Consider the following 14,882-nt stretch of genomic DNA (forward strand, 5'->3'; position numbering starts at 1 on the left):
CTCGCACCGAGTGGCCCGGCCCCTTCGCGATGTCCTGCGGCCCCGCGGGGTCAGCCGGCCAGGGCCGGCGTGTCGGTGGGGGTCGACGCCAGCGCGACGACCCGCTTGACCTCCGCCTGGATCTTCGAGGTGAGCGACTGCGGCGTCAGGCTCGTCCTGACGTCCTTGACCGGCACCCCGTCGATCAGCACGACCGGCACGTCGCCGTAGCCGGAGGCGGCGAAGTCCTGCTGCGACTTGATGACCCAGCCCTCGTGGTCGCGCTGCTCCACGCACGGCTCGAAGGTGTCGGCCTTGATCTTGCCGGCCTTGTGCGCGAGCTTCTTCATCAGCTTGACGCTCGCCAGCGCGTCGTCCTTGGGGTCGGCGGGCTGCGCCTTCCACAGCTGCTCGACGAACGCGCTGTAGCGGCCCTGGTCCTGCGCGCAGGCCGCGGCGTTGGCCGCCACCTGGGCGCCCTTGCCGCCGTAGGTCTTGTCGGACGCGGTCACCAGGCGGTACTGGAACTGCACCTGGCCGCCGGCCAGCAGCTTCTGGATCGTCGCGCCGTACTCGTCCTGGAACGCCTTGGAGTCGGGGCTGCGCAGGTCCTCGTAGACCGTGACGGTGACGGGCACCGACGGCTTGACGGGGATGTCCAGCAGCGGTCCGCCGGCGGTGGGGCTCGGTGACGCGCCCGGCTGCGCCGCGGCGGCCACCGCGCCGCTGGGGGCCGAGACCTTGTCGTCCTTGCCGGCCCGGACGTGGGCGCCGATCACCGCGGAGATGCCGAAGACCACCACCATCGCCGCGACGGCGACCGCGTACGGCCGCAGCCGGGCGACCAGGCCCTTGCGCTTCTTCATCCCGGGGGCCGAACCGCCCTTGGTGCCGGGGCCCTTGGACTGCGTCATGTGCTACGCCACCTCGATCATCGCACTGCCTTCGCGCATTTCTACCATCGGCTCCGGGCCCGCGGGAAACGGGCCTGCCACCGCCTCGGGGGCCGCCGCCCGGCCGCGGGGCGGGGCGGCGGCACCGGCTCGGGGGCCGCCGGTCAGCCGGCGTCGGGCTCGCCGAGGACGGCGCCGGCCTCCTCGTCGGAGAACCGGGCGTCGATCGTGGCGACCACACCGGTGACCTGGCGGGCGATGTCCGGGGCGGTCAGCCCGATCGCCGCCATGACGTCCTTGCGGGAGCCGTGCTCCAGGAAGCGCGGCGGGATGCCGAAGTCGCGCAGCGGCACGTCCACCTCGGCGTCCCGCAGCGCCTGGGCGACCGCGGAGCCGACACCGCCGACCCGGCCGTTGTCCTCGACGGTGACCACCAGGCGGTGCCGGGCGGCGAGCCCGGGCAGCTCGTCGTCGACCGGCTTGACCCAGCGCGGGTCCACCACGGTGCTGGTGATGCCCTGCGCGTCCAGCAGCGCGGCGATCTCCAGGCACATCGGGGCGAGCGCGCCGACCGACACCAGCAGCACGTCGGGCTGCTCGGTGCCGCCCGCGGGCTCGCGCAGCACGTCCATGCCGCCGATCCGGCCGACCGCGGGCACGGCGGGGCCGACCGCGCCCTTGGAGTAGCGCACCACGGTGGGCGCGTCCTCGACGGCGACGGCCTCGCGCAGCTGGGCGCGGACCTGGTCGGCGTCGCGCGGCGCGGCGATCCGCAGGCCCGGCACGACCTGGAGGATCGACATGTCCCACATGCCGTTGTGGGAGGCGCCGTCGCTGCCGGTGACGCCGGCCCGGTCCAGGACGAAGGTGACCCCGCACTTGTGCAGCGCGACGTCCATCAGGACCTGGTCGAAGGCGCGGTTGAGGAAGGTGGCGTAGACGGCGAAGACCGGGTGCAGGCCGCCGGTGGCCAGGCCCGCCGCCGAGACGGCGCCGTGCTGCTCGGCGATGCCGACGTCGAAGACCCGGTCGGGGAACGCCTCGGCGAACTTGGTCAGGCCCACCGGGTGCAGCATCGCGGCGGTGATCGCGACGATGTCGGAGCGCTCCTTGCCGAGCTCCAGCATCTCGTCGCCGAAGACGGAGGTCCAGTCCGCGCCGCCGGCCGACAGCGGCAGGCCGGTGTCGGGGTGGATCGGGCTGATGCCGTGGAAGCGGTCGATGCGGTCGCGCTCGGCCGGGGTGTAGCCGCGGCCCTTCTCGGTGATGCAGTGCACCAGGACGGGCCCGTGGAAGCGGCGGGCGCGCTGCAGCGCGGACTCCACGGCCTCGATGTCGTGGCCGTCGATCGGGCCGACGTACTTGATGCCCAGGTCCTCGAACATGCCCTGCGGGGTGATGAAGTCCTTCAGGCCCTTCTTGGCGCCGTGCAGCGTCTCGTAGAGCGGGCGGCCGATGAGCGGGGTGCGCTCCAGGACCTCGCGGGTGCGGGCGAGGAACTGCTCGTAGCCGTCGGTGGTGCGCAGTGTCGCCAGGTGGTTGGCCAGGCCGCCGATGGTCGGCGAGTACGACCACTCGTTGTCGTTGACGACGACGACCAGCGGGCGGTCCTTGGCGGCGGCGATGTTGTTGAGCGCCTCCCAGGCCATACCGCCGGTCAGGGCGCCGTCGCCGATGACGGCGACGACGTGGTCGTCGCGGCCCAGCAGCTCGTTGGCCTTGGCGATGCCGTCGGCCCAGCCGAGGACAGTGGAGGCGTGGCTGTTCTCGATGACGTCGTGCGCGGACTCGGCCCGCGAGGGGTAGCCGGACAGGCCGCCGGTGCTCTTGAGCCGGCTGAAGTCCTGCCGGCCGGTCAGCAGCTTGTGGACGTAACTCTGGTGGCCGGTGTCGAAGAGGATGCGGTCCCGCGGCGAGTCGAAGACCCGGTGCAGCGCGATCGTCAGCTCCACCACGCCGAGGTTGGGGCCGAGGTGGCCGCCGGTCTTGGAGACCGCGTCGACGAGGAAGGAGCGGATCTCGGCGGCCAGCTCCACCAGCTGGGGCTGGGCGAGCCGGTCGAGATCGCGGGGTCCGTTGATCCGGGTCAGCAGTGCCACCCGTTCCTCCTTAGCCTGTCGAGCCCGGCGCTCTGCCGTGCGACCGCGTTGTCGCACCGGCCGGTCCGGCCTCCGGAAGATTCTAGTGTTCCGGTTACCGGCGCGTCGGCCGCCCCGTGCGATGTCCGTCACGCGCCGCGCCGCCGGGCGGTCCTGGAGGCCCAGGTCCGCCCGGCGGCGCGGGTGGTGCGGGTGGTGCGGGTGTTTCCCGGGTTACGCGGTCACGCGCGGCCGGAGCTGCGCTGGGTGCGCCGGGAGACCGAGTCGACGACCACGGCGGCCAGCAGGACCGCGCCGGTGATCATGTACTGGATCGACTGGTCCATGTTGAGCAGGTCGAGACCGGTCTGGATGGACTGGATGACCAGCATGCCCAGCAGCGCCGACCAGACGTTGCCGCGGCCACCGAACAGGCTGGTGCCGCCGATGACGGCGGCGGCGATGGCGAGCATCAGCAGGTTGCCGGTACCGGCCTGCAGGGTCGCGGTGTAGGTCTGGCCGGCCAGGAACAGGCCGCCCAGAGCCGCGAAGCCGCCGGAGATCGCGAAGACGGTGATACGGATCAGCGCGACGTTGATACCGGCGCGGCGGGCGGCCTCGATGCTGCCGCCGACCGCGAAGATCTTCCGGCCGTAGGTGGTGCGGCGCAGGACGAAGTCGCAGATCACCAGGGCGGCCAGGAAGAACACCAGGGCGTTCGGGATGCCCGCGGACTTGTTCAGCACGTACGCGGCCACGTACGACACGACCGCCAGCGCGACGGTGCGCAGCAGGATCTCGCTGGTGGGCCGGAAGGGCACCCGGGCCTTGCGGCGGCGGGCCTGGTCGATCAGCGAGCCGATGAGCAGCAGGGCGACGCCGAGGGTGGCCAGGATGTAGCCGCCGGCGATGGACTGGTCCATGAAGAAGGAGCGCTGGCCCAGCATGTGGAGCAGGCCCTTGTCCTCGATCGTGAGGCTGCCGGTGCCGCGCAGCAGCCACTGCATCAGGCCGGTCCAGCCGAGGAAGCCGGCCAGGGTGACGACGAAGGCCGGCACGCCGATCTTGGCGAAGAAGAAGCCGTGGAAGGCGCCGATGGCCACACCGGTGAGGATGGTCAGGACGACCGCGAGCCAGTCGTTGAGGCCGTGGTTGACCGTCAGGGTGGCGAACACCGAGGCGGCCAGGCCGCTGACGGAGGCGACCGACAGGTCGATCTCGCCGAGCAGCAGGACGAACACCAGGCCGATGGACAGCATGCCGGTGCCGGCCATGAAGAAGCTGATGTTGACCATGTTCGCCGAGCTGAGGAACAGGTCGTCCTTCACCTGGAAGATGGTCCAGATGATGATCAGCGCGACGATGACCGGCAGCGAGCCCAGCTCGCCGCCCTTGAGCTTGCGCTTGAACTCGGTGAGGTAGCCCTTGAAGCCCTCCTCACGCACCAGCAGCCGGGGGTCGACGGTGGCGACCGCCGGCGGCGGAACCTCGTCCACCGGCTTGCGGATCGTGGTCTTGTCGCTCACTTCGCTGCCTCCGCGTTGCGCGCCAGGCGGCGGGTCACGGCGTTGTCCGTGGCGCCGGTGATGGCCGCGATGATCTGTTCGTTGGTGGTGCCCTTGACCGGGAAGACACCGTTGTTCCGGCCGAGGCGCAGCACGTGCACGGTGTCCGCGACGGCCGTGACGTCGGCCATGTTGTGGCTGATCAGAATCACGCCGAGGCGGCGCTCGCGCAGCCGCTCGACGAGGTCGAGGACCTGGGCGGTCTGCTCGACGCCGAGGGCGGCGGTGGGCTCGTCGAGGATCACGACCTTGGGGTCGCCGATCAGCGCGCGGGCGATGGCCACCACCTGGCGCTGGCCGCCGGAGAGGCTGGCGATCGGGATCCGGACGCTGGGGATGCGGATGGACAGCGTGTTCAGAAGATCACGGGAACGCTGTTCCATCGCGACCTCGTCGAGGCTGCCGAACCGCAGCAGCTCCCGGCCGAGGTAGAGGTTGCCGACCACATCGAGGTTGTCGCACAGCGCGAGGTCCTGGTACACGGTGGCGATACCAAGACCCTGGGCGTCCTGCGGCCGGTTGACGTGCACCGGCCGGCCTTCCCACTCGATGACCCCGTCGTCGACGGGGTGGACGCCCGCGATGGTCTTGACCAGGGTCGACTTGCCGGCACCGTTGTCGCCTACGAGGGCGACGACTTCTCCGGCGTGGACCTCCAAGTCGACGTCGGTGAGGGCCTGGACCGCACCGAATCGCTTGGAGACCCCGCGCAACGCCAGCACGGGCGTAGCGGACACGTAAACCATCTCCTTCGCCGCCTGACCGGCGGGGATGCCGCGTGCTGAACCGAACAGCCGCGGAGGGAGTGCGTAATGCACGGATTACAAGATTACAAAGTGAACGGAGAAGGGGTAGACCCCCGTGCTCCGAAAACCCGCCCACCGCAAGCGTTTCCGCCCGGCGCCCGTCCCGTTAGCGGGGTGTTTGAGTCGGGACGGGGCGCCGGACAGGCTCACGGTGCGGGTTCAGGCCGTGGAGACGACCGGAACCCGGCGGGAGGTGGGACTAGTTGATGCCCGCGGCGGCGCAGGCGGCGGCGAACTGCGCGGTGCAGATCTGGTCCTTGGTGTACAGACCGTCCTGGATCACGACGTTCACGTTGGCCTTGGTGATGGACGTGGCCGGCAGCAGCTTGGCCGGGACCTCGGTGCCCGAGGTCTGCTTGGCGGTGGTGTCCGCGACGGACTTGAAGTCCTTGCCCTGCAGCAGGTCCACGGCGATCTCGGCGGTGGCGTCGGCCTCCGGCTTGTACGCCTTGTAGATCGTGGCGGTCTGGGTGCCGGCGAGGATCCGCTGCAGACCGGCGACCTCGGCGTCCTGACCGGTCAGCGGCGGGTTGATGCCGGCGCCCTTGAGCGCGGTGGCGATACCGCCGGCCATGCCGTCGTTGGCGGAGTAGACGCCCGCGATGTTGGCCTTGCCGAGCTGCGTGATGGCGGCCGACATCTTCTGCGCGGCGACGGTGTCCTTCCACAGGCCGGACTGCTCGTAGGCGATCTTGACCTTGCCGTCGAGGATCTTGTGAGCGCCCTCCTTGAACATGGCGGCGTTCGGGTCGGCCGGGTCACCGTTGATCATGACAACGTTGGCAGACGGCGTCGCCTTGGGGCCCATGGCGTCGAGCAGCGCCTGGCCCTGGAGCTCACCGATCTTCTCGTTGTCGTACGAGACGTACGCGGAGACCGGGCCCTCGGCGAGACGGTCGTACGCGACGACCTTGATGCCCTTGTCGACCGCGGCCTGGACCGAGGACTTGATGCCGGTGGAGTCCTGCGCGTCCAGGATCAGGACGCCGACACCCTTGGTGATCATGGTGTTGACCTGCTGCGCCTGCTTGGCGGGGTCGCCGGCCGCGTTGGCGTAGTCAACCGTGCAGTCCGGGCACAGCTCCTTGATCTTCGCCTCGATCAGCGGCCGGTCGAACTTCTCGTACCGCGTGGTGGCGTTCTCCGGGAGGAGGAGGCCGATCGTCTTGTTGGCGCTCTTGCTGGCGCCGGCGGTGGAGCCGGAGTCCTTCTTGTCGTCGCCCGCCTTGCCACACGCGGCCAAGGTGACCGCCATCGAAACGGCTGCCGTCCCGATGACGATCCGACGCGTCATTGCGTTCATGTGAAGTTGCCTCCCTGACAGGGCCGCAACACCGCGGCCGAGGTGCTGGGAAGTCAACTCCGGCTGACGCCCTGTCGTCAAGAAGTAAACACTTAACGAGATGGCAACGGCGCGTTTCGTTAGCAGCGTGAACGCTCAGTTATGCCGAAAAGGCCGGTGTGTCGACAGGGTGGTTTCCATCCAAAAGGGTCGAATCACCCATTTCGGACAGCACCAGGGCCAGCGCGCCCAGGACCTCGGCCCGCGCCCCCAGCGCACCCGGCACGACCGACAGCCGCTGTGCGGCGCTGGGGATAGCGTATCGGGACACCGATTCCCTTATCGGCCCGAGTACCAGCTCACCGGCCTCGGCGAGATCGCCGCCGAGCACCACCCGGCTGGGGTTGAGCAGGTTGCACAGGCTCGCCACGCCCATCCCGATGTGCCGCCCGACGTCGCCGGTCACCCGGCGGCAGCCCGGGTCGCCCTCGCGGGCCAGCTGCACCATCCGCGGGACGGTCAGGCCGTCGCCGTGGCTGCCGCGCAGCAGCTCCAGGACGTAGCGGGCGGCGGTGAAGGTCTCCAGGCAGCCGCGGTTCCCGCAGCGGCACACCGGGCCCGACTCGTCCAGCGTGATGTGGCCGATCTCGCCCGCCGTGCCGCCCGGGCCCCGGTAGATCCGGCCGTCGATGACCAGGCCCGCGCCGACGCCGCTGGCCACCTTGATGTAGGCCAGGTCCTTGACCCCGCGCCCGCCGCCCCACACCAGCTCGCCCAGGGCCCCGAGGTTGGCGTCGTTGTCGACCTGGACCGGGACGCCCAGCCGGTCGGAGAGCTCCTGGCGCGGGTTGATGCCGCTCCAGCCCGGCAGGATCGCGGTGGAGCCCAGCGCGCCGGTCTCCACGTCGATCGGGCCCGGCACGCCCAGGCCCACGCCCAGCACCTTGCCGGGGCTGATGCCGGTGGACTCCACCAGCCGCGCGACCAGCTGCTCGGCCCGGTCGAAGCCCTGCGAGGCCGAGGCGTCCACGTCGATCGGCTCGGACTGCTCGGCCAGCACCTGGTGGGCCAGGTTGCCGACCGCCACCCGCAGGTGGGAGTGGCCGAAGTCGACGCCGACGACGATCCCGGCGTCCCCGGACAGCGCCACGCTGCGGGCCCGCCGACCACCCGAGGAGGTCGGCGTGACCTGCACCGTCCCGTTGTCCCGCAGCTCGCGTACGATGTTCGACACGGTCGCGGCCGACAGGCCGGTGCTGCGCGCGATCTCCGCCTGGGTGAGCGATCCGGCCAGCCGGACGGCGCGCACGACACGCTCCAGATTGGCCCGGTGCAGTGACGACTGCGAACCCGGTGTCTCCACGACATCCACTCCTGCCCGGCAGGCGGCCCGTGTCCGCTTGCCCGCACGGGACGGGGCCGTTCCGCAGGAAAGCCGGCGGCGGCATGTGCCGCCAGCACACCAGTGAGACCCCGTCGTCTACAACATGTGAACTCTAAGTTGAGTGTTTGGGGTGATGTCCCGTCAAGGGGGAGAACCACACCGTTACGCGATTCGCCACCGGGAACGCCGAGCGGCGGCTCCGCGCGAGCGGAGCCGCCGGGCCCGTCGAAGCCGGCGGGCGGTAGGGTGTGCGGGCGGGGGATCGCGGGCCGGCGGGCTACTTCAGCGCCCCCGCGGTGAGTCCGGCCTGCACCTGGCGCTGGAAGACGATGTAGACCGCGAGCACCGGCAGCATGGCGATCGACAGGCCGGCGAACAGACCGCCCCAGTCGCCCTGGTAGCCCTGCTGCACGGCGAGGTCGGCCAGCCCCTGGGTGAGCACCCACTTGCTGGTGTCGCCCTGGTTGAGCACCAGCGGCAGCAGGTACTGGTTCCACTGCCCGAGCACGTTGAAGATCCCGATGCTGATGATGCCGGGCCGGGCCATCGGCACCATGATCTGGAAGAACGTCCTGGTGTGGGACGCGCCGTCCACCAGCGCCGCCTCCGCCACCGAGGTCGGCAGGGTGCGGAAGAAGGACGTCATGAAGAAGACGGTGAAGGGCAGCGAGTAGGCGATGTAGACCAGGATCAACCCCGGCAGGGTGTTGATGATGCCGAGGTTGGTGGTCACGAAGAACAGCGGGACCAGCACCATCACCACGGGGAAGGCCATGCCGCCGACGAACAGGAAGTAGATCAGCCGGTTGAGGGGGAACTCGAACCGGGCCAGCACGTAGGCCGCCATCGACCCGAAGAGCATCGTGCCGGCGGTGGAGAAGCCGACCACGATGATCGTGTTGACGAAGTAGCGGCCCATGTGCGCCTTGGTCCAGGCGTGCGACCAGTTGTCGAACTTGAAGTGGGTCGGGAACGACATCGGGTGGCTGAGGATGTCACCCGAACTCTTGAAGGAGCTCCACAGCGCCCACAGCAGCGGCAGCCCCACCATGAGCGCCCAGATCACCAGGAAGGCGTGGCTGAAGGCGTTCAGCACCCCGCCCTCGCTGCGCCGCCACTTCCAGCCCGTGGCCGAGGCGGCGGGCGAGCCGGGCTTCCGCGGCGCGGAGCCGGGGACCTCGTCGATCGTCTCGGTAGTCATCGCGCCACCCCTAGAACTCGATGCGCTCGCGGCGCGAGAGCCGCAGCGTCAGTACGGCGAACAGCAGCGTCACGACCAGCATCGCGACACCCATGGCCGCCGCGAGGCCGTACTGGCTGTTGTCCCGGAAGGCGGTCTTGTACAGCAGCAGCGGCACGACGTCGGTCTTCTCGTTGGGACCGCCGTTGTTGACCGACATCAGCTGGACGAACGCGAAGGCGTCCATCGCGATGATGCCCATGTAGACCCAGCCGGTCGCGACGGTGTCGGACAGCAGCGGCAGCGTGACCTTGAAGAAGGTGGTGAAGCGCTTGGCGCCGTCCAGCAGCGCCGCCTCGTAGATCTCGGTCGGGATGGAGGACATGCCGGCCGAGAAGAGCACCACGTAGAAGCCGACGTTCGCCCACACCATCACCGCCATGATGCAGGCGAGCGCGAGCTTGGGGTCGCCGAGCCAGGACTGGGTGAGCGACCCGAGCCCGACGTCCTTGAGGATGACGTTGAGCACGCCCTCCTCGGGATCGGGGTTGTAGATCTGCTGCCACAGGATCGCGATCACGGTGACGGACAGCACCTGCGGGAAAAAGAAGACGATCTTGTAGAAACCCGAGCCCCTGACGCCGGCGACCGACGCGCTGCCTTTGCGCCGGCCGCCGACGTTGAGCATGAAAGCGAAGAACAGACCGAACGCCAGGGTCACGATCGGCACGATCAGCAGCAGCAGCACGTTGTGCCACAGCGACTGCCAGAAGAGATGGTCGTGAATGATCTTCCGGTAGTTGTCGAACCCGATGTAATGCTTGTCGGGAGTGAGCCCCGTCCAGTCCGTCAGGGAGATCTGGAAGTCCTGGACGAAGGGCGAGATCACAAGGGTCCCGTACAGCGCCAGGGGAATCGCCAGAAATCCGATGATGAACCGGTACTTGCCGTGTCGCATGTCGCCGGTCGCTCTCGTCTCAGCCGTTAGGGGGAATGCGGATCAGACGTGCTTGAACTTGGGCACGGACGAGTCCTTCTTGGTGGCGTCGCAGGCCTTCTGGGCCTGCTCGATCCACTTGGCCGCGTTGATCTGTCCGGTCAGCAGCTGCGCGGTCAGGTTGCCGATGGTCTCGTTGTTGAGCTTGACGTACCAGTCCTGGATGCGCGCGTTGAGGACGTTGTCGCCGGCGGCCTTGAGCGCGGCGCTGGCCGAGGCCAGGCCGGGGGTCAGGGTCAGCCCGTCGGCGGCGCCCTGGACGCAGGTGAGCGACTTGATGGTGTTGGTGAAGTTGTCGGTCTGCTTCTTGGAGAGCATGATCCGCAGCAGCTCCATGCCGCCGGCGGGGTTCTTGCCGTTGGCGGCCACGATGAAGGGCTCGCCCGCGGCTGCGTAGACGGTGCCGAAGGGCAGCTTGTCGCTCGGGCCGCCGCCGACGAGCGGGCCGACGGCGAGGTCGAAGTCCTTGGGCATGGTCGGGGCGGCCTCGTTCTCCACCCACGAGCCGTCGGCCACCAGGGCGGCCTTGTACTTCGTCCAGTCGGTCTGCATCTGGATGTGGGTCTTGCCCTCGGAGCCGGCCAGGAAGAGCTTCTTGGCGGCCAGCTCCTCGTAGTACTGGACGACCTGCTTGACCGCGTCCACCTGCAGGGCGCCGTCCTCCAGGTCGTCGATGGCGTTCAGCACGTCCTTGCCGCCGACCTTGCCGAACTGGGCGAACATGTCGAAGTGCACGTAGTACGGGTACTTGCCCGGGTACGTGAACAGCGCGATGCCGGCCGCCTTGGCCTTGGCGCCCAGCGCGATGGCCTCGTCGAAGGTCTGCGGGTACGTCCAGCCCTTCTCCTTGAACAGCTTGTTGCTGTACCAGCTGCCGTAGACGGTGAAGGCGTAGTTGAGCGCGTACATCGCCTGCGAGCCGAACTGGCCCTGCTGGACCGTGCCGGCGATCAGCACGTCGCTGACCTTCTTGGACGGGTCGTCGATGGTCGGCGCGTTCAGCAGCGGGGTGAGGTCGAGGAGCTTGCCCTCCTTGGCCAGGGCCGCGGTGTCGAGGTTGTCGGCGCCGGAGTTGTCCATGAAGTCCGGCGGCGTGTTGTTGGCGAAACGCGGCTGCAGCTTCGGACCGATGGCCTGGGTGCCGGTGTGCTTGACCGTCGTGCCGTAGGTCGAGTTGTAGACGGCTTCGGCCGACTTGATGTAGTCGTCGCCGAATCCGCCCTTGAAGACGAACGCCTCAAGGGGCGCCCCGTTCTTGACGCCCAGTGGATTCGCCGCGGACTTCGTGCCCGTGGCCACCGGCTTGTTCTTGTCCCCGCCGCTGGACGTGGCACACGCCGTCAGCACCGACGCCGACGGAATCGCCACCAGGCCCACCGCCATTGCCCGCTTGAGTGCATCGCGCCGGTTGATCTCGGATCCCATGCTCAAGTCCTCGCCTTCTCCACAGGACTCATGCGGTGCAGCGACATCCGCCGACGACCGCGAACGTTGAAGCTTGAGTGAAACCGTGCATCCAGTGAGGCAGGGAACTCTACCGATCACCGGCAGTCCCGACCTGCCGATTCCCCCGCCCGGGTCCCGCGCCGAAGCGGGGTTCCTTGGACGCGACAGGTATAGTCCACTTCTCTCCAGCAGGGCAAGATCAAGTGCGCGTTTGGTCGGCAAGCTTTCCCGAGTTGAGACCTGTCCGAAATGCGGGACGACAAAGCCGCAGGTCAGAGCGTCGCCGTTGGACACTTCGCGGACGATCCGCTGATTGGCCTGCGCAAAACGGACGGACCGCGCCCCCCGTCTCAGGGGGCGCGGTCCGTGTTACTCATGAGTTACCTCGGCCTGGGAGGTGCCGTCCTACTGCCGGATGAGGGACCGCAGGACGTACTGCATGATGCCGCCGTTGCGGTAATAGTCCGCTTCGCCGGGCGTGTCGATGCGGACCACCGCGTCGAACTCCACGCCGGTGTCGGTGGTGACCTTCACCGTGCGCGGGGTGGTGCCCTCGTTGAGCGCGGTGACGCCGGTGAAGGAGAAGGTCTCCTCACCCGTCAGGCCCAGCGTGAGCGCGCTCTCGCCCTCGGGGAACTGCAGCGGGAGCACGCCCATGCCGATGAGGTTGGAGCGGTGGATGCGCTCGTAGGACTCCGCGATGACCGCCTTGACGCCGAGCAGCGCGGTGCCCTTGGCCGCCCAGTCGCGCGACGAGCCGGAGCCGTACTCCTTGCCCGCCAGGACCACCAGCGGGATGCCCTGCTCGATGTAGTGGCGCGAGGCGTCGTAGATGAACGCCACCGGTGCGTCCGGCTGGGTGAAGTCGCGGGTGAAGCCGCCCTCGGTGCCGGGGGCGATCTGGTTGCGCAGCCGGATGTTGGCGAAGGTGCCGCGGATCATGACCTCGTGGTTGCCGCGGCGCGAGCCGTAGCTGTTGAAGTCGCGGCGCTGCACGCCGTGCTCGGTGAGGTACTGGCCCGCGGGCGTGTCGGCCTTGATGGCGCCGGCCGGCGAGATGTGGTCGGTGGTGACGGAGTCGCCGAGCTTGGCGAGCACCCGGGCGCCCTCGATGTCGGTGACCGGCACCGGCTCGGTCGTCATGCCCTCGAAGTACGGGGGCTTGCGGACGTAGGTGGACTGCGGGTCCCATTCGAACGTGTTGCCGGTCGGGATCGGCAGCGCCTGCCACTGGGCGTCGCCGGCGAAGACGTCGCTGTAGGAGCTGCGGAACATGTCCTCGCCGATCGCCGAGGCCACCACGTCGTTGACCTCGGACTCGGTCGGCCAGATGTCCTCCAGGTGGACCGGCTTGCCGTCCTGGTCGGTGCCCAGCGCGTCCTTGGTGATGTCCAGCTTCATCGAGCCGGCGATCGCGTACGCGACCACCAGCGGCGGCGAGGCCAGGTAGTTCATCTTGACGTCCGGGTTGATCCGGCCCTCGAAGTTGCGGTTGCCCGACAGCACGGAGGTGACGGCGAGGTCGGCCTCGTTGACCGCCTTGGAGACCTCCTCCGGCAGCGGGCCGGAGTTGCCGATGCAGGTGGTGCAGCCGTAGCCGACGAGGTTGAAGCCGAGCTTGTCCAGATACGGGGTGAGGCCGGCCTTGTCGAAGTAGTCGGTGACGACCTTCGAGCCCGGGGCCAGCGTGGTCTTGACCCACGGCTTGCGGGTCAGGCCCTTCTCGACCGCCTTCTTGGCGACCAGCGCGGCGGCGACCATGACGTACGGGTTCGAGGTGTTGGTGCACGAGGTGATGGCGGCGACCGTGACGGCGCCGTGGTCCAGCTCGTACATCGTGCCGTCCTCGGCGGTGACGAGGGTCGGCTTGGACGGCACCCCTCCCCCAGAGCCTGCGGCCTGGGAGGTGCCCCCAGGCGCCGCCGGCGAGTCGGACGCCGGGAAGGACTCCTTGCCGGCCTCCTCGTCGTCGGTGACGTAGTTGCGGACGTCCGTGGCGAACTGCTCGGCGGCCCGGGACAGCACGATGCGGTCCTGCGGGCGCTTGGGGCCGGCGATCGACGGCACGACCGTGGACAGGTCCAGCTCCAGCTTCTCGGAGTAGTCCGGCTCGGCGGCCGGGTCCAGCCACAGGCCCTGCTCCTTGGCGTACGCCTCGACCAGCGCGACCTGCTGCTCGGAGCGGCCGGTCAGCCGCAGGTAGCTCACCGTCTCGGCGTCGATCGGGAAGATCGCCGCGGTGGAGCCGAACTCCGGCGACATGTTGCCGATGGTGGCGCGGTTGGCGAGCGAGGTCGCGGCGACGCCCTCGCCGTAGAACTCGACGAACTTGCCGACGACGCCGTGCCGGCGCAGCATCTCGGTGATGGTGAGCACCAGGTCGGTGGCGGTGGTGCCGGCGGGCAGCTCGCCGGTGAGCTTGAAGCCGACCACCCGCGGGATGAGCATGGAGACCGGCTGGCCGAGCATCGCGGCCTCGGCCTCGATGCCGCCCACGCCCCAGCCGAGCACGCCCAGGCCGTTGACCATGGTGGTGTGGGAGTCGGTGCCGACCAGGGTGTCGGGGTACGCCTGGCCGCCGCGGACCATGACGGTGCGGGCCAGGTGCTCGATGTTGACCTGGTGGACGATGCCGGTGCCGGGCGGGACGACCTTGAACTCGTCGAAGGCGGTCTGGCCCCACCGCAGGAACTGGTAGCGCTCCTTGTTGCGGCCGTACTCCAGCTCCACGTTCTGCGCGAAGGAGTCGGGGGTGCCGAAGCGGTCGGCGATCACCGAGTGGTCGATGACCAGCTCGGCGGGCGCGAGCGGGTTGATCCGGGCCGGGTCGCCGCCCAGCTCCTTGACCGCCTCGCGCATGGTGGCCAGGTCCACCACGCACGGCACACCCGTGAAGTCCTGCATGATCACGCGGGCCGGGGTGAACTGGATCTCCTGGCTGGGCTGCGCCTGGGAGTCCCAGCCGCCCAGCGCCCGGATGTGGTCGGCGGTGATGTTCGCGCCGTCCTCGGTGCGGAGCAGGTTCTCCAGCAGCACCTTCAGGCTGTACGGCAGCCTGGCGGAGCCCTCGACCTTGTCCAGCCGGAAGATCTCGTACGACTCGTCGCCCACCTGCAGTGTGCTGCGGGCGTCGAAGCTGTTCGCCGACACGGCAGTCTCCTTCATGCGTCGTCTTGCGTGCTTGCGCGCGTGTCCGCACGACCGTCTGCACCACGGTCGCGGTACGGCTCGGCAGATATCTCGATGTCGAGATAACTCTAGTACATGACGGC

Annotated in this window: 10 protein-coding genes; all 10 read right to left on the minus strand. The window is 69.1% G+C overall.

The genetic code is table 11. From position 1 onward, the window contains the following. Positions 1-50: 50 nt before the first annotated feature. The 10 genes from HCN08_RS17365 to acnA all read right to left on the minus strand — a co-directional run bounded on the left by HCN08_RS17365 (position 51) and on the right by acnA (position 14,760). The gene (locus HCN08_RS17365; protein WP_240970170.1) at positions 51-893 is read right to left on the minus strand and encodes a DsbA family protein; all 843 of its coding nucleotides are present in this window, start codon (positions 891-893) and stop codon (positions 51-53) included. A gap of 143 nt (positions 894-1,036) precedes the next feature. Continuing rightward, positions 1,037-2,971, minus strand: coding sequence for a 1-deoxy-D-xylulose-5-phosphate synthase (gene dxs, locus HCN08_RS17370; protein WP_167984024.1), 1,935 nt, complete (start codon positions 2,969-2,971; stop codon positions 1,037-1,039). A 221-nt stretch (positions 2,972-3,192) separates the two neighbouring features. Next, entirely contained in the window at positions 3,193-4,476 is a 1,284-nt protein-coding gene (locus HCN08_RS17375) for a sugar ABC transporter permease (RefSeq protein WP_167984025.1), read from the minus strand. Beyond that, positions 4,473-5,261 carry an ATP-binding cassette domain-containing protein gene (locus HCN08_RS17380; protein ID WP_167984026.1) on the minus strand — a complete coding sequence of 263 codons (789 nt, stop codon included), beginning with the start codon at positions 5,259-5,261 and terminating at the stop codon, positions 4,473-4,475. The genes HCN08_RS17375 and HCN08_RS17380 overlap by 4 nt, the downstream gene beginning before the upstream one ends. 259 nt (positions 5,262-5,520) lie before the next feature. Then, positions 5,521-6,624 (minus strand): sugar ABC transporter substrate-binding protein, encoded by a 1,104-nt coding sequence (locus HCN08_RS17385; RefSeq protein ID WP_167984027.1) that lies wholly within the window; start codon positions 6,622-6,624, stop codon positions 5,521-5,523. Positions 6,625-6,763: 139 nt separating this feature from the next. Further along, a complete protein-coding gene (locus tag HCN08_RS17390) occupies positions 6,764-7,966 on the minus strand; it encodes an ROK family transcriptional regulator (protein ID WP_167984028.1) in 1,203 nt (400 codons plus the stop codon). 298 nt (positions 7,967-8,264) lie between these two features. After that, a complete protein-coding gene (locus tag HCN08_RS17395) occupies positions 8,265-9,188 on the minus strand; it encodes a carbohydrate ABC transporter permease (RefSeq protein WP_167984029.1) in 924 nt (307 codons plus the stop codon). A 10-nt stretch (positions 9,189-9,198) separates the two neighbouring features. Next, entirely contained in the window at positions 9,199-10,125 is a 927-nt protein-coding gene (locus HCN08_RS17400; protein ID WP_167984030.1) for a carbohydrate ABC transporter permease, read from the minus strand. Positions 10,126-10,167: 42 nt separating this feature from the next. Beyond that, positions 10,168-11,589, minus strand: coding sequence for an N-acetylglucosamine/diacetylchitobiose ABC transporter substrate-binding protein (gene ngcE, locus HCN08_RS17405; RefSeq protein WP_167984031.1), 1,422 nt, complete (start codon positions 11,587-11,589; stop codon positions 10,168-10,170). Positions 11,590-12,015: 426 nt separating this feature from the next. Continuing rightward, positions 12,016-14,760, minus strand: a complete 2,745-nt coding sequence (gene acnA / locus HCN08_RS17410) for an aconitate hydratase AcnA (RefSeq protein WP_167984032.1) — start codon at positions 14,758-14,760, stop codon at positions 12,016-12,018. Between the last annotated feature and the right edge of the window lie 122 nt (positions 14,761-14,882).

The sequence above is a fragment of the Actinacidiphila epipremni genome (assembly GCF_012034175.1).
Taxonomy (GTDB): Bacteria; Actinomycetota; Actinomycetes; order Streptomycetales; family Streptomycetaceae; genus Actinacidiphila; species Actinacidiphila epipremni.